Origin of the sequence: Eubacterium sp. AF36-5BH, from assembly GCF_003460505.1 — a bacterium.
In the GTDB taxonomy this organism is placed as follows: Bacteria; Bacillota; Clostridia; order Lachnospirales; family Lachnospiraceae; genus Eubacterium_G.
The window spans coordinates 88,703-107,547 of the sequence record NZ_QTVG01000002.1 but is presented as its reverse complement, the minus strand read 5'-3'; the positions used below and the strand labels follow the sequence as shown (position 1 = coordinate 107,547).

Here is an 18,845-nt window from a genome sequence, read left to right as displayed (position 1 = left end):
AACTTTAAATAGTCTCTGCCATTTTTATGTGCTCTCTTATAATATCACAGGATTTTGCAAACTGCTTATTTTCCTCTTCTGTCAAATGAAGTTCCACTACACTTTCAATGCCATTTCTACCAATGATACATGGCACTCCTGCGTGAACATTTTTCTGACCGTATTCCCCTTCAAGTAAAGTTGATGCAGGAAGTATTCTGTGTTCATTTGTTAAAACAGCCTTTGCCATATCAGCAAGTGCCGCACCTATGCCAAATTCAGTTGAACCTTTTCCGTTAATAATATCCATTCCACGCATATGTGTGCCTTCAACTACTTTTTCTTCAGAAAATTCTTTTACTCTTCCCTTATTTTCTGATACAAATTCTTTATAAGGCTTTCCAAATATTGTCATGTGAGAAAAAGGAACCATTGATGAATCGCCATGTTCTCCCATTGCAAAAGCTAGAACGCTTCTTGGATCTACATTACATAAATCTGCAACGGTTCTTCTTGTTCTGGCTGTGTCTAATGATGTACCTGTGCTAAATACCTGATTTTTAGGCAAATCAAGCCCTTTCCTTACATAATCAGCTATTATGTCGGCAGGATTAGTAATTGTAATTACAATACCATTTATTTTCACTGGCTTTAAGTTTTCCACAACATCCTTAATACATTCAACTGATGCCCCTAATGTATCAAGTCTTGTCTGGCCCGGTAGCCTTGGTACTCCTGCTGCAATTACAATAATATCTGCATCTTCACAATCTTTGTAATCTCCAACTCTTATAACCGGTGCCGACTGTAAAAATGCCACACTGTCAGCTAAATCCATTGCCTGACTTTTTTCTTTTTCCTTATCTCTGTCAATAAAAACTATCTCGTCGCATATATTTTGAAAACTCAGTGCTGCTGCACAATGAGTTCCCACGTGACCTGCTCCTATAATAACTATTCTTCTATTTGATAACATGATATCGTCTCCTTTGTGTCTGTTGCTTTTCCAAAAACTATACCCTCAATAACTACTGCTGATATTGAAAACAGCATAAATTTTATCATTCTAATTACTTCTTTTTTGTTATTCATTAATTTTCTCCCAGCCATCTTGTTGCCAAGTGAGCCATAACCGAGGCTCCTATAGGGCAAACTTCTTCATTAAACTTTACTTTTGGATGATGAACAGGATAATCACCTCTCTCATCCATAAAACCTGCCGAAATATATAAATACGTGCTTGGTATCTGTTCAGCTATTACTGCAAAATCGTCTGAAGCACTAGCTGTAACATCAGGATACGGTATCATTTCAGGGCCGTTAATTTCTTTAATATACTTAACAAACTCTTCCGTAAGTTTGCTATCGCATGTTATTGTAGGCACTTCATATATCATTTCAATACTTGCACTGCCACCATAAACTTCTGCAGTTTTTTCTGCTACTTCTTTTATTCTGTTAACAATTTTTTCTCTCATTTTGCTATCGTTTGTTCGAAGAGTGCCTTCTAAAACTGCTGTTTCAGGTATAATGTTTGCTGCTGTACCTGCCTGAAATTTTCCAACTGTCAAAGCAACTGCTTTTGAAGGATCACTTTCTCTTGCAACTAACTCCTGTAATGCCAAATGAATGTGTGCCCCAATGTTGATTGGATCTATTCCCACATGAGGATATGCCCCATGAGAACCTTTTCCCTTAGCAGTGATTTTAAAGCCGTCAACTGAATACATCATTGTATCTTTGCTGTTATACATATAAGTTCCAATTGGGATTCTACCAACTACCACATGAGTTGCAAGTGCTACATCCGGTTTTGGATTTTTAAGCAAGCCATTTTCTACCATGTCCTTGCTACCTTCAAAAATTTCTTCTGCCGGCTGGAACATAAACTTAACAGTTCCCTTTAGTTCTTTTTCGTTTTCTTTTAACATTCTTGCTGCTGTTAATAACATGGCTGCATGAAAATCATGGCCGCAACAATGTGCCGCATTTTTATTTTTGCTGGCAAAACTTTCGCCACTTTCCTCAGTCATTGGAAGGGCGTCCATATCTGCTCTTAGTAAAATAACTTTTCCACCTCTACCTACTGTTGCGGTTACACCATGGCCACACTTTTCAGGTTTTAAGCCATACTCTTCTAACTTCTTCATTATATATTCAACTGTGTTTGGAAGTTCCAAACCTACTTCTGCATTTTCGTGTATATAACGTCTGTTAGCTACTGTGTCATCGTTTAATTCTACTGCTCTTTTATAATAATCCATATACAACCTCGCAATATATTTATTTAATTTTTACTACTTAATTTGTTCAATTTTCATTAATTTATTTATAAAATCATCGTGTCTAAAGTTCTTATTCTAACTGTCCTCTAATATGAATGAACTTAACCTTAACACACACGAAATAATTTTCGCGAAACAAATATTAATACCTATAACGATTTTATATTATTTATTTTAAAAATCAAGTACACATTCATTTATATGGTACTTATAATATTTTTAAAAAAATCAAGGCAGACATAAACAGTTTCCCGTCTATGCCTGCCTATATATTTTTCAATCAATTGTTATGTTAATTACTGAAGTGCCCTAAATGCTTCATCTAAGTCTTCAATAATATCATCAATGTTTTCTGTACCAATTGATAATCTGATTGTGTTTGGATTAATGTTCTGTTCTGCTAATTCTTCAGCTGTGCACTGGCTATGTGTTGTTGTTGCAGGATGAATTACTAATGACTTAACATCTGCAACGTTAGCAAGTAATGAGAATAACTGAAGATTATCAATAAACTTATGAGCTTCTTCCTGACCACCCTTGATATCGAAAGTAAAGATACTTGCCCCACCATTTGGGAAATATTTTTCATATAACCCATGATCTGGGTGATCTGGTAATGATGGATGATTTACTTTTTCAACTAATGGATGATTTGATAAATATTCAACAACCTTTTTAGTATTTTCGTTATGTCTTTCAATTCTAAGAGATAATGTTTCTGTACCCTGAAGTAATAAGAAAGCATTAAATGGTGAAATTGTTGCACCTGTATCTCTAAGTAAAATTGCTCTAATGTATGTTGCAAAAGCTGCAGGACCTGCTGCTTCTGTAAATCTTACGCCATGGTAACTTGGGTTTGGTTCTGAAATTCCAGGATATCTTCCGCTTGCAGCCCAATCAAATGTACCACCGTCAACGATTACACCACCAAGTGATGTTCCATGGCCACCGATGAACTTAGTTGCTGAATGAACAACAATGTCTACTCCATGTTCGATTGGTCGAATAAGGTATGGTGTACCAAATGTGTTATCAACTACTACAGGAAGTCCATGCTTATGTGCAATTTCAGCGATTGCATCAAGATCAGGAATATCACTGTTAGGGTTTCCTAATGTTTCAAGGTAGATAGCCTTTGTATTTCCCTGAATTGCTCCTTCAACTTCTTCTAAGTTATGAGCATCTACAAATGTAGCTGTGATACCGTAGTTTGGTAATGTATGTGCTAAAAGGTTTGATGTACCACCATAAATTGTCTTCTGGGCAACAATATGTTCGCCTGCTCCTGCTAAAGCCTGAATTGTGTATGAAATTGCTGCTGCACCTGATGCAACTGCAAGACCCGCTACACCACCTTCAAGTTTTGCGATTCTGTCTTCGAATACACCCTGTGTTGAATTTGTTAATCTACCATAAATGTTACCTGCATCAGCTAATCCAAATCTTGCTGCTGCATGTGCTGAGTTCTTAAATACATAAGATGTTGTCTGGTAAATTGGTACTGCTCTTGAATCTGTTGCCGGATCCGGCTGTTCCTGTCCTACGTGTAACTGTAATGTTTCAAATCTATAATTTCTTTCGCTCATTTAAAATCTCCTATCTGTTTTTCTTGTTTACTATACTTAATATAATTTCTTATTCAATTGTATTTTGTTCTTTATTTTGCAATATATTTTTGCTAAAATCAGTGCTTTTATCTAGCTTTACATTTACTGTCATTATAAAGCCATGTTTTCTTTTGTTATTCTATCTTTGGTTTATTTTTTTATATTTCTATTTAATTTCTACTGGAATAAAGCTGTGCTGTAGTATCTGTCTCCTGAGTCAGGAAATAATGCTACAATAGTTTTTCCTTTGTTTTCAGGTCTCTTTGCAAGTTCCTTTGCTGCAAATAATGCTGCACCTGATGAAATACCAACTAAAACACCTTCTGTTTTCGCAATTGCCTTACCTGTTTCAAAAGAATCTTCATTTGATACAGGAATAATTTCATCATAGATTTCTGTATTAAGTACATCAGGAACAAATCCTGCACCAATACCCTGAATCTTGTGTGCTCCAGCTTTGCCTTCTGAAAGAACAGGACTGTCTTTTGGTTCTACTGCAACAATTTTTACGTTAGGGTTCTTTGATTTCAAATATTCACCTACACCTGTAACAGTACCACCTGTACCAACGCCTGCAACAAAAATGTCAACCTTCCCATCTGTGTCTTCCCAAATTTCAGGTCCTGTTGTTAATCTATGAACCTTAGAATTTGAAGGATTTACAAACTGTCCAAGAATTACTGAACCAGGAGTTGCTTCCTTTAACTCTTCAGCCTTAGCAATTGCGCCCTTCATTCCCTTTGTTCCGTCTGTTAAAACAATTTCAGCACCGTATGCTTTAATAATGTTTCTTCTTTCAATACTCATTGTTTCAGGAATTGTAATTACTACTTTGTATCCCTTTGATGCGGCAACTGCTGCAATACCAATACCTGTGTTTCCTGATGTTGGCTCAATTAAAGTTGCTCCTGGTTTAATCTGTCCGCTCTCTTCTAAATCTTCAATCATCTGAAGAGCAACTCTGTCCTTAACACTTCCTGCAGGATTTAAATATTCAAGCTTTGCTAAAATGCTTGCGTCCTTAACTCCTACGCTTTTCTGATATTTATTTAATTTAAGTAGTGGTGTCTTACCAACTAACTCTGATGCACTTTCGTAAACTTTTGCCATTTTTGTTTCCTCCATTTTTTTATAAAACTTTAATTCAATAATTTGATATCTCCTTTAGCTTTCTTTTGGCTTACATTTAATTGGCTCATCGGTAATCTCAAATCATTACTTCTTATTATATATTAACTGCACATTCGTGCCTTTGCATTTCCTATGTAACTTCTGACACAACAGTATGTTTTTCTCATTTTGTAATTATACGCTGTCTTTGTCTTGTTCATTACCTTACTCCTTTTTAATTCCTTGTTATAAGAAATGTTTTATTTCCTATATGTTTAGTAGGTTTTGTTTACAATAGGAATGATACAACTTATTTCCTACAATGTCAATAGGAAATATTAACTTTTTTAAAAAAATATTTATTGTATATATATTTAGTATGTTTTAAGATGTTTTTTATATTTTCTATTTTACTATATTGAATCCTATGTTAAAACACCAATTATTTTGTAAAAAAGCAACTTCTACTTAAAACTGTTCTTCTTACTAAACTTTATGTTTTTGTAAAAAATAGTTTAAATAGAAATTGCTTTTTTGTTCACATATTATATTTTTGGTGTTAGCCCTAATCTTAATTGATAAATTTATACCTGGCTGTTCATTGATTTCACTATGGCACCGCCACCTAAAACAACATCGCCGTTATATAAAACAACTGACTGGCCTTTTGTAATGGCTCTGATTGGTTCATCAAATGTAACTTTTACGTCACCATTTTCTAAAACTTCTGCTGTTCCTTCTGTTAATGGCTGATGGTATCTTGTTCGACCACTGATTCTTATAGGCTCTGTTGGAGTTTCACCTGAAATCCAGTTAAAATCAGATGCGATTAACTGATTAGCAAACAAGTCTTTATTTCTACCAACTACAACTTCATTTGTTTCCGGTCTGATTTCTAATACATAATGTTTTCCATCACGATTAACATTAATTCCTTTTCTCTGACCTACTGTATATCTGTAATAACCATTGTGATGGCCAATTACTTTTCCATTAATATCAAGGAAATTACCTCTGCCAACTTTTTCATGAGTATATTCTTCTATAAACTTCATGTGATTACCGTCAGGAATAAAACAAATATCCTGACTATCGTGTTTGTTGGCGTTAATTAGTTTATGCTCTTCTGCAATCTTTCTGATTTCGTCTTTTGTATATTCCCCTAAAGGAAACATTGTTCTGCTTAATTCTTCCTGAGTCATATAATAAAGAACATAACTTTGGTCTTTTGAGTCATCTATACCTTTAAGAAGTTCGTACTTGCCTGTCTCTTCGTTAAATCTGATCCTTGCATAATGACCTGTTACGATAACATCACAGCCTAACTCTTTGGCTCTTCTGTCTAACTCGTCAAATTTCAAATATCTGTTACAGTCAATACATGGATTAGGTGTCATACCGCATTTATAACAATTAACAAACTTGTCCATTACCTTTTCTCTAAACTGTGCCTTGAAATTGAAAACATAATATGGAAATCCTTCTTGAAAAGCAATACTTCTTGCATCTTCAATATCACTTAATGAACAACATGTTTTTTCATTAGAAATATTAATATCCTCGTTGTCGTAAAGCTTCATTGTAACGCCTATTGGATCATATCCTTTTTCTTTCATAAAAACTGCTGCAACGCTGCTGTCAACACCGCCACTCATAGCTATTAATGCTTTCATATTTTCCTCCTAAATTTTCTATAGGATTTTGATAATAACATAAGGCTGAAAATACATTTCAGCCTTATACTCATTATTTTAATTTAATTTTAATTTATCCCATTTCAATCATTTTGTCGATACATTTCTTCGCTTTAATTCTTGTATCTTCATCCATTTCAATTACATCACCACTAATACCCTTACAACAGTTTAAAACATCTGTTAAAGTTGTTGCCTTCATATTGTGGCATACACAATCTTTTGACAATGGATGGAAAATCTTATCTGTACATTCCATCTGTAAATGAGTTACGATAGAATTCTCTGTACCAATAATAAATTCCTTATGATCACTTTTTCTTGCATAATTCATAATTCCTGTTGTTGAGCCAACATAATCAGCAAGTTCAACAATTTCAGGTTTACACTCAGGATGAACTAACAACTGTGCGTTAGGCCATTTTTCTTTTGCCTTCTTCACATCTTCCTTACTCATTCTTGCATGAGTTGGACAACCACCTGAAAGTAACTTGAATTCTTTATCAGGAATCTGCTGTGAAACCCAATCACCTAAATTACAATCCGGTATAAATAAAATCTTGTCATTTTCAATCTTATTACAAATTGTAACTGCTGAAGATGATGTTACGCAAACATCGCATATTGTCTTCAACTCACTTGTTGTATTAATGTAAGCTACAACTGTGTAATCCGGATAACTTTTCTTAACCTGTTCGATTAAGTCCTTGTCCATCATTTCTGCCATTGGGCAACCTGCATCAGCATTTGACAAAATAACTTTCTTATCAGGTGATAAAATCTTAACTGTTTCAGCCATGAATCTAACGCCACACATAATAACTGTTTTTGCATCAGTTTTTGCCGCTTCAACAGAAAGTCCAAAACTGTCACCTGTAAAATCTGCCACTTCCAAAATTTCAGGATTCTGATAACAATGGGCTAATATACAAATATCTTTTTCTTTTTTTAACTTAATAATTTCATCTTGAATTTCTTTAATACTCACTTTTCTCTTCCAATCCTTTTTTGTTTTTAATCTTATGAATTATAAGCTTGTAAAATCAGTCAATCTTCATACGCCAAAACATAGCCAGTGGCATCCTGCACATCACACCCAATGGGTGTCAGGCATAAATGCGTATCAACCGTATAAATTATGCCAGCCTCTGTCTTGACAATCGACTCTTTATTTAATCACACAACAACCTAGAATGCAAGAGAATTAATAAAATTATTTTACTTCTCCAGCTTCTTTTTTCTTCTGATAATCTTCAATAGCTGCCTTAATAGCTTCTTCAGCTAATACTGAACAGTGAAGTTTGTGTGCTGGCAAACCATCTAATGCTTCAGCCACAGCCTTGTTTGTAAGCTCAAGTGCCTGACTTAATGGTTTTCCCTTAATTAATTCTGTTGCCATTGAGCTACTTGCAATAGCTGAACCACATCCAAATGTCTGAAATTTTACATCTGAAATAATATCATTATCTACTTTTATAAATATTTTCATTATATCGCCACATTTAGCGTTTCCTACTTCTCCAACACCGTCTGCGTCGTCGATTGTTCCTACATTTCTAGGATTCATGAAATGATCCATTACTTTCTCACTATATAACATATTAAATCTCCTTTCAATACAAAATTGCTTTTGCATCTAATCACAATATATATTAATGTACTTTATTTGTTGTTCTTTTCTTCCATCATTCTTGACCATACCGGTGAAATACTTCTTAAGTAAGCAACTACTTCTTTTGTTTTTTCAACAATGTAGTCGATTTCTTCTTCTGTATTTTCAGCAGTAATTGTAAGTCTAAGTGAACCATGAGCAATCTCATGAGGTCTTCCAATTGCAAGTAATACATGGCTTGGATCAAGTGAGCCTGATGTACATGCAGAACCTGATGAAGCTGCAATACCTCTTGCATCTAATAATAATAGAAGAGATTCACCTTCAATACCTTCAAAAATGTAATTTACATTACCTGGAAGTCTCTTCTCATGATCACCATTTAACATTGAATATTCAATTTCTGATAAACCTTTGATCAATCTGTCTCTTAAAGCTGTTTCCTTCTTTGCATTTTCTTCCATATTAGCACAAGCTTCCTGTAAAGCTACTGCCATTCCTACGATTCCCGGAAGATTTTCTGTACCAGCTCGCTTACCTCTTTCCTGAGCGCCACCTTCTATTACATTAGTAAGTGGAACAGTTTTTCTCGCAAATAAAACACCTACACCCTTTGGTCCATGGAATTTGTGACCTGAAATTGAGAGCATGTCTATGTTTAATTCATTTACATCAATCTTAACATGACCTGCTGCCTGAACTGCATCTGTATGGAAAACAACACTATGTTTCTTACAAACTGCACCGATTTCCTTAATTGGCTGTAATGTTCCGATTTCATTGTTGGCAAACATAATTGTAACCAATGCTGTATCTTCTCTAATTGCATTTTCAACATCTTCTACATTAACAACACCGTTTTCAGGCACATCTAATAACGTAATTTCAAATCCTTCTTTTTCTAATTTATTTAAAGTATGAAGAACTCCATGATGTTCAATTTTTGTAGAAATAATATGTTTCTTATTTCTTAATGCACCAAGTTTAGCAGCTGAAATAATTGCCTGATTGTCAGCTTCGCTTCCGCCTGATGTGAAATATATTTCTTTAAAGTCCGCACCAATGCACTTAGCTATATCAACTCTCGCCTGTTCCAAAACTTCCTTAGCCTTCTGTCCAACGCTATGTAAGCTGGATGGATTTCCGTAAGCTTCTTCATTTGTTTTAATCATCGCATCAAGTGCTGATTTACTAATTTTAGTTGTTGCTGCATTATCTGCGTATATATACATAATACTTTCCTCCTTATTAATTCCTATTAATTCACTAGGAATTATATAGCCTTATTCAAAATTTGTAAATACCTTTTCAAAACTTTTTCCTTTGTTTCTTATAGGAATAACCTTTTCTCTATATATTCTACACATTTTTTATTTTTTTACAATTCTTTTCCCAATGTAATATATAAGGTTAATAGGATTTTTTTAATCTTTATTTTTGACATTTTTCTGTAAAATATTCTTAGTGACAAATTATAGTGAAAAATGACCTAATCTACCCTTGTTTATATATTTATTATAGGTTTGTATAAGGTAAGTTTACTTTGAGCATACCCAAATATCCTCCTAAAATAAGTAAATAATTATTAGGAAATTACTGGAATATGGCATTATTATTACATGAATAACCTTGACAAATTACAAATTTTACGGCATAATTGACATCCGTGAGACAAATGTAATAAATTTGTAACAAATTTGGAGGTTATTTTGAAAAAGAGATTTTTAAGTTTAGCACTTTTACTTTTTACATCATGTGCAGTAAGCACTATGACTGTTAAAGCGGCTGAACCTACACAGCAGACAATAGTTCAGCAGACAGCATCCACTACTCAAGTAACAGCCACACAAACAGTAAAAGTAAACAAAAATGTAAAAGCATACAAATTACTTAAGATAAAGAGAAAAAAAATGAAGAATTACACAATAACATCAAGCAACCCAAGAGTTGCCACTGTTTCAGCAACAGGTGTTATAAGAGGTGTTAAAAAAGGTTCTTCTGTAGTTACATTGATTTCAAATGCAAATCAGAAAACATACGCTACTATTAATATTAAAGTAAAAAATAATTACACAAAGAAACAGTTAAGATTAATGTCTGCTATTATTTATAGCGAAGCCGGTGCTGAATGTTTCGCCGGAAAAAAGGCTGTTGGTATTGTTATTATGAACCGTGTAAAATCTAAAAGTTATCCAAACTCATTAAATGGTGTTATTTATCAGCCTTATCAGTTCGGTCCTGTTAGAAATGGTTCATTAAAAAGATCATTAGCATTGTACGATAACAAATCTTTAAATAAAAGTTGTATCACAGCAGCAAAGAGAACTCTTAACGGTGATAAGAATGTAAGATATAAGAAACAGACTATTAATATGTCAAGCTACTTATTCTTTAGTGGATATGTAAGTGGTGCGAGATTATCAATTCAAAGTCATCAATTTAAATAAGCAACAAAAAAAACATCCAATGGATGTTTTTTTGTTGCTTATTTTTAATTTTTTATTCTTAATTTTTTATTCTTAATGTATCTGATTCTTCTTTTAAGAAATTTTCTTTTCAATTACATCTTCTAAAGTTACACTATCAAGATAATCATTTATAACTGAATCTAATTTCTGCCAAAGGGGAAGTGTTACACACTGCTCTGCTCTTTCGCATATTTCACCTTCTTCTAAACAGGTAACCGGTGCCAGTGAACCTTCAGCTAATTTGATAATATCACCAACTTTATATTCAGCCGGTGTTTTTGCTAATTTGTATCCACCTGACTTTCCTCTTAAACTATTAACCATACCTCCTTTATGAAGTAGCGAAACTATCATTTCCAAATATTTCATGGAAATCTGCTGTCTTTCTGCCACATCCTTTAAGGAAATATATTTTCCATCTGCATTTTGTGCTAAATCAATCATAACTCTCAATGCATATCTTCCTTTTGTTGAAATCTTCATTTTTCTGCCCTCTTTATGTGTTATATATTTTAATGTTTTCTTTTTATATTTATTTTGTTAAATATAATGCCTATTTTTCTGCATAATACTTATACCAGCGTCCTTAGTTTTCGAATCTACACTTCTCTTTACAGTTTCAGAATTATCTCATTTTTTGAATCATTTAATTACTTCTTACTATATATTCTTGCTTCAATAATCTTATTTCCTACATAGTATGTAAACAAGCCTATTATTAAACCAAGCAATGCTCCACCTAACACATCGGTTGGAAAATGCACATATAAATATAGTCTTGAAAATGCTATGATAACTGTAAGTGGTATAACAACTATACCCCATTTTTTCTTATATAAAGTAAGAATTGTTGCCGCAATCACTGAAGCCTGTGTGTGACCTGATGGGAACGAATAATCCTTTGGTATGCTAATAAGCATCTGCCAATCCTTATTAATCCAACATGGTCTTGATCTGGCTATTACATTCTTTAGGATGCCATTTCCTATTATAAGCCCCAGTAACATTCCTATTAAAACTAAAAAGCCTGCTTTACGATGTTTTTTAGTCAATATTAGGCATACTGCAATTATAATCCAGACAATGCCACCATTTCCAAGTACCGTTATCTTTGGCATCAGCCAGTCCATAAAACTTCCACCAAATATCTTTTGTATACCGTCTAATATGGTCCAATCAATTGCCATAAGCCGACCTCACTTCTCTTTTTTTACAACACTACTATTAAAACACAATCCCCTGCTTTTGTCTATTTTCATTTATATTTTTTCTATTATTTTTATAGGATTTTAGTTTTTGTTTAAATTCAAATCAAAATGTTTAATATTTGCAATTATATTTAATGTATATCATTATGTTAATTTCTGTGTATGTTTTGTATTTGTTTTTTGGTATGATTTATTAGTAAAATAGTGGTTGTAAATTTTTTTAATTTTTTTTGATTTTTTTGTTGACAAAAGTTAATTCATACTGTATCATATATCTTGCGTGTGACACACAAGACATCACACAGTAAGCAATGCGCGAGTGGCTCAGTGGTGGAGCACCTCCTTGCCAAGGAGGGGGCCGCGGGTTCGATCCCCGTCTCGCGCTTCTTTTTTTGCAATAAAATGGGTACCTTAACAGGTGCCCTTTTTTATTGCAAAATCTAGCCTGAGTTCAGGCTCGAAGGTTCGATTTCTCGGCTGACGCCTAGGTCGTTGCTTCTGACTCCGTCAGAGGTGTCCACAGGACACCCGCAACACGTCTCGTACTTTTTTTGCCATTTTTAGGACTTTTTTGTGTTTGTACATATATATGAAAAATCTTAAAATTAAAACACTTTTCTAAAAAATTAATCCCTTATATAAAAATAAGATACTAACACATAACTTTTTATAAGTGTATAATTACAATGTATATTTAATCAAATGAAAGAGAGGTTTATGAAATGAAAAGATTAAAGAAATTTGGTGCGATTATTTGTGCCATTGCAATGTTAGTATCTTCGATTACATACTATCCAACAAGCAATGTAAGTGCAGCAGCAACATCACTACCTAAGGAAGTAATAGGACTTGTTGCTGTTAGCAAAAGTGGTTCGGATACAATTGAAAATGCAATTATGTTTGCATGGGCAGGAGCCGATGACCCAGCAAATGTAGCTGGATATGATCCAACAGTTACAGCAACAGTCATTTACATTTACAAGGATGGAGAGTTAGTTACAAAGATTGGCAATGCTACAAAAGGCGGTGTAGTAGGTGGACTTCCAGCAGGTTCATATACAGCGCAGGCTGCAAATGTAAACAGCATGGGTGAGGGAACATTATCAGAAAAAGTTAGCTTTACAGTAACAGGAGCAACTCTTAATTACACATATCCTGTTGATTGCATAGGTCCAAAAACACCGGCAGGATTAAGTTATATTACAGGAAATCCGGAAGTTCCTGCTGACAATCCGGCGCAGGCAGACAATAAATTAGGTGTTGCATGGGCACCATCATCAGAAGCAAGTATTCCATCAGCAGATTCATCAGTTGTAGGTTACAATTTATATTTATTTGATGCAAAGACAGGTACACCTTACAGACGTGTATATGTAGATGGAATTACCAAATCAAATGTTATATTGGAAAGTGTATCATCAGGTGAATATCTGGCATATTTATCAGCAGTGGATGCAGAAGGCAGAGAGTCAGCTTTGGCGGCACCATCATTTGGTCAGTCATCAAAGGTTACTGTTAAAGGTGAGGTTATAGATAATGCACAGTCATTTGACAAACCAAATCAGCCAACATTACCACTTGGACTTTCAATTTTAACAGAAGGTATAGACTATGGATTTACTATTGCATGGTCTGATGTGGCAGATTTAACAGGTCAGAGATTGAATCTTTTTGTAGATGGTGTTTGTATTAAGGTAGGAATCAATGGGAATGTGGCAAGTTACTATGAAAACAGACTTGCGACAGGTACATATGAAGTAGAAGTAAGATCACAGTATACAAGTAACAATGTAGAATCATTTGGATTAAAGAAAACTGTGTCAATTAAGGCAGACCCTGGACTCTCAGGAAAAACACCTGCAGAACTTGCAGATCCTGCATATTCAGAATACGAGGAACCAACTACAAATCCAACAACTACTGCAAATCCAACAACTACTGCAGAACCAACAACTACTGCAGAACCAATAACTACTGCAGAACCAACAACTACTGCAGAACCAACAACTACTGCAGAACCAACAACTACAAGGCCACAGGATTCAAATACAAATGCACAAACAACAACTAAAAAACAACCAAGTCAGACTACAAAAAAATCATCTGTAAAGGTTGGAAAGGCAGTTGTTAAAAAAGCAATTAAAAAGAAAAATGCTAAGAAAATAAGTCTTACATTGAAGAGAGTTAATGGTGCAACCAAGTACAAAGTACAGATTGCAAAAGATAAGAAGTTTAAAAAGACAATAGTGACAAAAACAACTAAGAAATTGACATATAGTGTATCAAATAGCAAGTTTAAAAAGGCTAAAAAATTGTATGCAAGAGCAAAAGCCATTGTTGTCAAAGGAAAGAAAACTTATCAGGGCAAATGGTCAAAGCCAAAGCAGGTTAAGATAAAAAAATAAAATTATAAACAGTTAAAAAGGAGGGAAAGCCAAAATCCGGTTTTCTCTTCTTTTTTAATGCTTTGAAATAGACAAACAGCCATATGACAAAACGTTACCTCAAGAATTGCAGTTCTACTACACACAAAATGATATTTCAATGGATTCATTTATGTTCTTAGTTAATGATAAATTTGTTCGACCTTGAATTTTTGAAAAACGTTTGATAACTTTATGTGATAATACAAACATTAAATATCGGTCTGTTCATAAGATAAGAAAAACTGTATGCTCTACTCTGATTGATTCACTTTAGGGTTCGATCCCCGTCTCACGCTTCTTTTTTTTGCAATAAAATGGGTACCTTAACAGGTGCCTTTTTTATTGTAATATCGAGGCTGACCTTAGAATCGACGGTTCAATTTCTCGGCTTCCGCCTCGGTCGTTGCTTCTGACTTCGTCAGAGGTGTCCACTGGACACCCGCAACCCGCCTCGCGTTTTTTTGCCCTTATTTAAAGGGCTTTTCTTGTATTTGAAACCGTTTGCGTTGCATTTTGCGTTGCATAAATTTAAATAAAAAATTTAGGAGCACCTAATCTTTTTTCGATAACTAGATTATATCAATCCTCTGGCCATTCTTTTAAATTCTTACTTTCCTCATCTGCTTTTTTCACACTCTCCTCCAACGCTTCTGGCGAGAGCCCATGTGAATCCCCAAAACATCTTTTTTTAAAGTATCTACTTCCATATTATACCTTTCTTTTTAGCATTTAATAATATTATGTTTATACATCAATAATAATCTTTTCTAATTCGTCATCTGTCATATGTGCTATTTTACCTGCAAGCTCTACAATTTCCATAAAATCCTGTGATGAATCATAATTAACCTTTTTCCCTTGATACCAAAGTGGTTTATAATTAATTTTAGCCTTTATTCCCCTACTATATATATTTACAAGATATGCACGCTCTAATTCGAATTCTTCCGGGGTCATATCATTTCGCCAAAAAGGTTCTTCCATCATTACATATGAAGCCCAATCACTTTGTTTTTTCATCATATACATTCACTCTCCATCTATTTTTGTTTCCACAACGGCTTATATGTTCAATTGCGAACTTCTTTACAATGATTTAAATAGTATTGTTTTTCTTCCAGATAATCTCTAACAGTCATCCCCGCATGAACAAAAGGATACTGATTTAAAAGAATTGGATTAAAAAATTCAGAAGTTATTTGATTACATTGTTCTTTTGTATACTGTACTCCATCATATTCAAACATTTCACTCATATTCTTTCATTCCTCCTTTTGTCATGCCCTTTATCAGCTACTACTAATGCTGAAAAGTAATGCCCATACCTGGTAAATGTAGCACTACTTTGTAAATTTTGCATACTGCCAGAGGCTAGATTACATCTAGCTTTCGTTTTCTCTTCAACTATATTGTAACAAATTGTTCAACCAAGTTTTTATGTAAAACTTATCGCAAATCATTTATCCTATTCATCAAAATTTTTTTATTTATGTTATTATGTACATAAAGAATACACATGAATTAATTATTGTTTCAACTGTAAGGAGAATATATATGGTTTACAAAGTATTGTTAGCAGATGACGAGCAAGGTTTACGGGACATTACAAAAAAATATTTAGAACGAAACGGATTTGATGTAATCACTGCCAAAAATGGTGCCGAGGCAATAGCCGCAGTTGATAAAAATGTATTTGATATTATTGTATTAGACATTATGATGCCTGAAATTGATGGCAGGCAGGTTTGTCAATACATTAGAACAAAATATGATGTGCCTGTTATCTTTCTTACCGCACTAGGTAAAGAACAGGATGTTATTCAAGGCTATGAAATTGGAGCAGATGAATATGTTACCAAGCCATTTTCCATGCCAATACTTATGGCGAAAATTAATTCATTGGTAAAAAGATACCATGGTCTTACAATCAAAAAAGGTTTAATAACAATTGGCAATATTCAAATCGAGCCTGCCAGACGTATTGTGACAGTAAATAAAAAAGTCATTTCCATTGCTCCAAAAGAATATGAGCTTCTAATGTACTTTATTGACAATAAAAATCAGGTACTTAGTCGAACCCAGATTCTTGATGCTGTATGGGGTTATGATTATGAAGGTTATGACAGAGCCGTTGACACTCATGTAAAAAAACTTAGAGCAATACTTGGAGAGGAAAACCATTATATTCATACAATTATAAAAGGTGGATATATTTGGAGGCAATAATAATGAAAAATCACTACAAACGTTTAAAAGTAAAATTAACAGTTATGATATTTGTTGCAGCAATATTAGGCAGTCTTAGTTTGACACTATATAAGGCAATAGAAATTCAAGATGATTATCTTACCGATATGTATAATGAATATTGCACCAGAGCAGACAAAGCCTATAGAGCTACTCTTGCACTAGACCAAAAGAAAGATGATAGAACAGCAAGTTCTTATTTTTACAGAGAATTATCTAATGCAAGACTTAATTATCATATTGGCTTTTATGCAGTCCTTACGAATTTAAATGGGAACGTTTTAGCTAACACACAGAATATGCTTATTGTTGATAACGAAACTAACGATACTCAAAAATATATTCTTTTAGGTGGACAAGTTGATGAACATTCTATCAAATACGATTTATTACACTACATCAACTCTACCGAAAAAGTTCACATCAAAGGATATGAAGATGAATCTTTTATTTATCCGGAAAAAATCACATTTGAATGTTTGAGTCATGAAAAAAAACATACTCTAACTTTATCAAATAACAATGTGCCATCTGATGCAAAAAAGATTGATTATAAAATAAATGGGTACTATCTCTTAGCCAATGACAGATTTTCTAATAAAAATGTAGTTAATAACGAAGCCAAAACTCTTGTTTACGACGTTATAAAAAATCCTACCAGTGATGATAATGTAGAATATGAAAACAAAAACATCTTTAAAACAACAATAATTTTAAAAGACAAGCACAACAATGGCATGGGGTACTACAATGTGTACAGTGCTACGGTTATCCACCCGTTTGAAATGGCTGTAAAAGAATTATTGTTAGGAATTGTTCTGATTGTTTTCGCAGCTATTGTACTAATTATTATAATCAACATACTAATTAACAAGACTATTAAACAACAGGAAAAATATGACCAAATGCGTAATAATTTTACCAGCGGTGTTGCACACGAATTTAAGACACCACTTGCATTAATTAAATCATACACAGAAAACTGGGACTATATAGAAGATGAAGACAAACCACTATACAGCACAAAAATCAATAATGAAGTAGATAAACTAAGTGATTTGGTAACCGATTTTCTTGAATTATCAAGACTGGAAGCCAACAAACGCCCACTTAATTTTGAGACTATCGATTTAGTCAGTCTTACTAATGCTGTTATCAATTCGTTACGTCTAATTATAGCTGAGTCAAATTTAGATATTAATTTTAAACATAATGAATCAGAAATATTAATTGATGCTGATCTTGAAATGATAAAAACAGTGATTCAAAACTTTGTTACGAATGCTATTAAACACGCAACAAATCAAATCATTATTAACGTTGAAAAATCAAGCAAAGGTGTTAGCCTTTCCGTCTCTAATGATGGTGAAATGATTAATAAAACTCAAATCGAAAAAATATGGGATGTTTTCTACAAAACAGAACTCAAAAAACATAACCGCCTTGGTAGCTCCGGTATTGGTCTGTCAATTGCCAAAAATATATTAATGCTACACCATTTTGAATATGGATGTAACAGCAATAAAGAGCTTACTACATTTTGGTTTAAAACTAAATAAACGACCACACACAATTCCAATGTCTATATTTTTTTCACCTATAGGCATTGGTTTTAATTGACATCGATAATTGATTGGCTGATAATTTTCCATCCTGTCTTAACAATGCAAGCACTTTTTCTTCAATTCCTGCTATATCTTCAGCACAAAGAAAATCGTCATCTAAAATCATTAACAACTTATAATATCTTTCCAATACAGGTGTTTCATTATCGTAGAATTCTTCTATGATAACATTCACTATAGCCCCCGACTCAATATCTTCACCTTTCCCATTTTTTGAAAACATAAAATTTTCTATTTTTCTAATAGCTGCATCCGAAAATCCTAAAAGTTTCATTCTGTTTGGCAAATACATTTCTTCTATTATAGATTTGTCAGGATTAGCATCTCCATTTTCACACAATACTGCAAAGTAGTTTTCATCATACTTATCATCAATCATAACCCACGCATTTGATATTTGATTGCAAAATTCCATAGCAACCATTTGAGTTGCCTCATACTCTGTCGATATTCCACCAACCGGAAAGTTTGCAAATTGATTAATTTTCAATATTATCTGTATAATGTCCTCCGAGATTTTCTCTTTCTAATGATAAGGAAATAATATAGCAAAAGTTTTAACCGCTAACTTTTAAAAAAATTCG

Annotated in this window: 18 protein-coding genes and 1 tRNA gene; 5 read left to right on the top strand and 14 right to left on the bottom strand. The window is 33.5% G+C overall.

Annotation, left to right across the window (positions count from 1 at the left end; translation table 11 throughout):
- Window positions 1-4: 4 nt before the first annotated feature.
- From DW006_RS01990 to nifS, 9 genes are all read right to left on the bottom strand, one after another.
- Window positions 5-955 carry an L-lactate dehydrogenase gene (locus DW006_RS01990; protein WP_199521869.1) on the bottom strand — a complete coding sequence of 317 codons (951 nt, stop codon included), beginning with the start codon at window positions 953-955 and terminating at the stop codon, window positions 5-7.
- Window positions 934-1,071: a hypothetical protein gene (locus DW006_RS12010; protein WP_158561038.1), complete on the bottom strand. Its 138-nt coding sequence runs from the start codon at window positions 1,069-1,071 to the stop codon at window positions 934-936. The genes DW006_RS01990 and DW006_RS12010 overlap by 22 nt, the downstream gene beginning before the upstream one ends.
- Window positions 1,071-2,243 (bottom strand): M20 family metallopeptidase, encoded by a 1,173-nt coding sequence (locus DW006_RS01985; RefSeq protein WP_117998815.1) that lies wholly within the window; start codon window positions 2,241-2,243, stop codon window positions 1,071-1,073. The genes DW006_RS12010 and DW006_RS01985 overlap by 1 nt, the downstream gene beginning before the upstream one ends.
- Window positions 2,244-2,560: 317 nt before the next feature.
- Window positions 2,561-3,850 carry an O-acetylhomoserine aminocarboxypropyltransferase/cysteine synthase family protein gene (locus DW006_RS01980; protein WP_117998814.1) on the bottom strand — a complete coding sequence of 430 codons (1,290 nt, stop codon included), beginning with the start codon at window positions 3,848-3,850 and terminating at the stop codon, window positions 2,561-2,563.
- 198 nt (window positions 3,851-4,048) lie between these two features.
- Window positions 4,049-4,981 carry a cysteine synthase A gene (cysK, locus tag DW006_RS01975; RefSeq protein ID WP_117998986.1) on the bottom strand — a complete coding sequence of 311 codons (933 nt, stop codon included), beginning with the start codon at window positions 4,979-4,981 and terminating at the stop codon, window positions 4,049-4,051.
- A 584-nt stretch (window positions 4,982-5,565) separates the two neighbouring features.
- Window positions 5,566-6,654, bottom strand: coding sequence for a tRNA 2-thiouridine(34) synthase MnmA (gene mnmA / locus DW006_RS01970; RefSeq protein ID WP_117998813.1), 1,089 nt, complete (start codon window positions 6,652-6,654; stop codon window positions 5,566-5,568).
- A gap of 94 nt (window positions 6,655-6,748) precedes the next feature.
- Complete coding sequence (gene nadA, locus DW006_RS01965; RefSeq protein ID WP_117998812.1) at window positions 6,749-7,663, bottom strand: quinolinate synthase NadA; 915 nt, start codon at window positions 7,661-7,663, stop codon at window positions 6,749-6,751.
- A gap of 225 nt (window positions 7,664-7,888) precedes the next feature.
- On the bottom strand, window positions 7,889-8,275 hold the full coding sequence (gene nifU / locus DW006_RS01960) for a Fe-S cluster assembly scaffold protein NifU (protein WP_022164753.1): 387 nt from the start codon (window positions 8,273-8,275) through the stop codon (window positions 7,889-7,891).
- Window positions 8,276-8,337: 62 nt separating this feature from the next.
- Window positions 8,338-9,519 carry a cysteine desulfurase NifS gene (gene nifS, locus DW006_RS01955; protein ID WP_117998811.1) on the bottom strand — a complete coding sequence of 394 codons (1,182 nt, stop codon included), beginning with the start codon at window positions 9,517-9,519 and terminating at the stop codon, window positions 8,338-8,340.
- Between the two features lie 477 nt (window positions 9,520-9,996).
- Here nifS and DW006_RS01950 point away from each other — a divergent pair, with 477 nt between their 5' ends.
- The gene (locus DW006_RS01950; RefSeq protein ID WP_117998810.1) at window positions 9,997-10,734 is read left to right on the top strand and encodes a cell wall hydrolase; all 738 of its coding nucleotides are present in this window, start codon (window positions 9,997-9,999) and stop codon (window positions 10,732-10,734) included.
- A 93-nt stretch (window positions 10,735-10,827) separates the two neighbouring features.
- Here the strand turns inward: DW006_RS01950 and DW006_RS01945 are convergent, their stop codons facing one another.
- Both DW006_RS01945 and DW006_RS01940 read right to left on the bottom strand, forming a co-directional pair.
- Window positions 10,828-11,238 (bottom strand): RrF2 family transcriptional regulator, encoded by a 411-nt coding sequence (locus DW006_RS01945; protein ID WP_117998809.1) that lies wholly within the window; start codon window positions 11,236-11,238, stop codon window positions 10,828-10,830.
- 167 nt (window positions 11,239-11,405) lie between these two features.
- Entirely contained in the window at window positions 11,406-11,942 is a 537-nt protein-coding gene (locus DW006_RS01940) for a phosphatase PAP2 family protein (protein ID WP_117998808.1), read from the bottom strand.
- 334 nt (window positions 11,943-12,276) lie between these two features.
- Between DW006_RS01940 and DW006_RS01935 the strand changes: the two genes are divergently transcribed.
- Both DW006_RS01935 and DW006_RS12130 read left to right on the top strand, forming a co-directional pair.
- A tRNA-Gly gene (locus DW006_RS01935) sits at window positions 12,277-12,348 on the top strand.
- 337 nt (window positions 12,349-12,685) lie between these two features.
- The gene (locus DW006_RS12130; protein WP_199521868.1) at window positions 12,686-14,368 is read left to right on the top strand and encodes a hypothetical protein; all 1,683 of its coding nucleotides are present in this window, start codon (window positions 12,686-12,688) and stop codon (window positions 14,366-14,368) included.
- Between the two features lie 765 nt (window positions 14,369-15,133).
- Here the strand turns inward: DW006_RS12130 and DW006_RS01925 are convergent.
- Both DW006_RS01925 and DW006_RS01920 read right to left on the bottom strand, forming a co-directional pair.
- Window positions 15,134-15,412, bottom strand: a complete 279-nt coding sequence (locus DW006_RS01925; RefSeq protein ID WP_147337628.1) for a hypothetical protein — start codon at window positions 15,410-15,412, stop codon at window positions 15,134-15,136.
- Between the two features lie 47 nt (window positions 15,413-15,459).
- A complete protein-coding gene (locus DW006_RS01920) occupies window positions 15,460-15,645 on the bottom strand; it encodes a hypothetical protein (protein ID WP_117998806.1) in 186 nt (61 codons plus the stop codon).
- Between the two features lie 298 nt (window positions 15,646-15,943).
- On the opposite strand from DW006_RS01920, the gene DW006_RS01915 reads away from it, so the two are divergent.
- Both DW006_RS01915 and DW006_RS01910 read left to right on the top strand, forming a co-directional pair.
- On the top strand, window positions 15,944-16,615 hold the full coding sequence (locus DW006_RS01915) for a response regulator transcription factor (RefSeq protein ID WP_158561037.1): 672 nt from the start codon (window positions 15,944-15,946) through the stop codon (window positions 16,613-16,615).
- A complete protein-coding gene (locus tag DW006_RS01910; RefSeq protein WP_199521867.1) occupies window positions 16,603-18,195 on the top strand; it encodes a HAMP domain-containing sensor histidine kinase in 1,593 nt (530 codons plus the stop codon). Before DW006_RS01915 ends, DW006_RS01910 begins: the two co-directional genes overlap by 13 nt.
- Before the next feature lie 34 nt (window positions 18,196-18,229).
- Here the strand turns inward: DW006_RS01910 and DW006_RS01905 are convergent, their stop codons facing one another.
- A complete protein-coding gene (locus DW006_RS01905; RefSeq protein ID WP_117998803.1) occupies window positions 18,230-18,751 on the bottom strand; it encodes a hypothetical protein in 522 nt (173 codons plus the stop codon).
- Window positions 18,752-18,845: the final 94 nt, after the last annotated feature.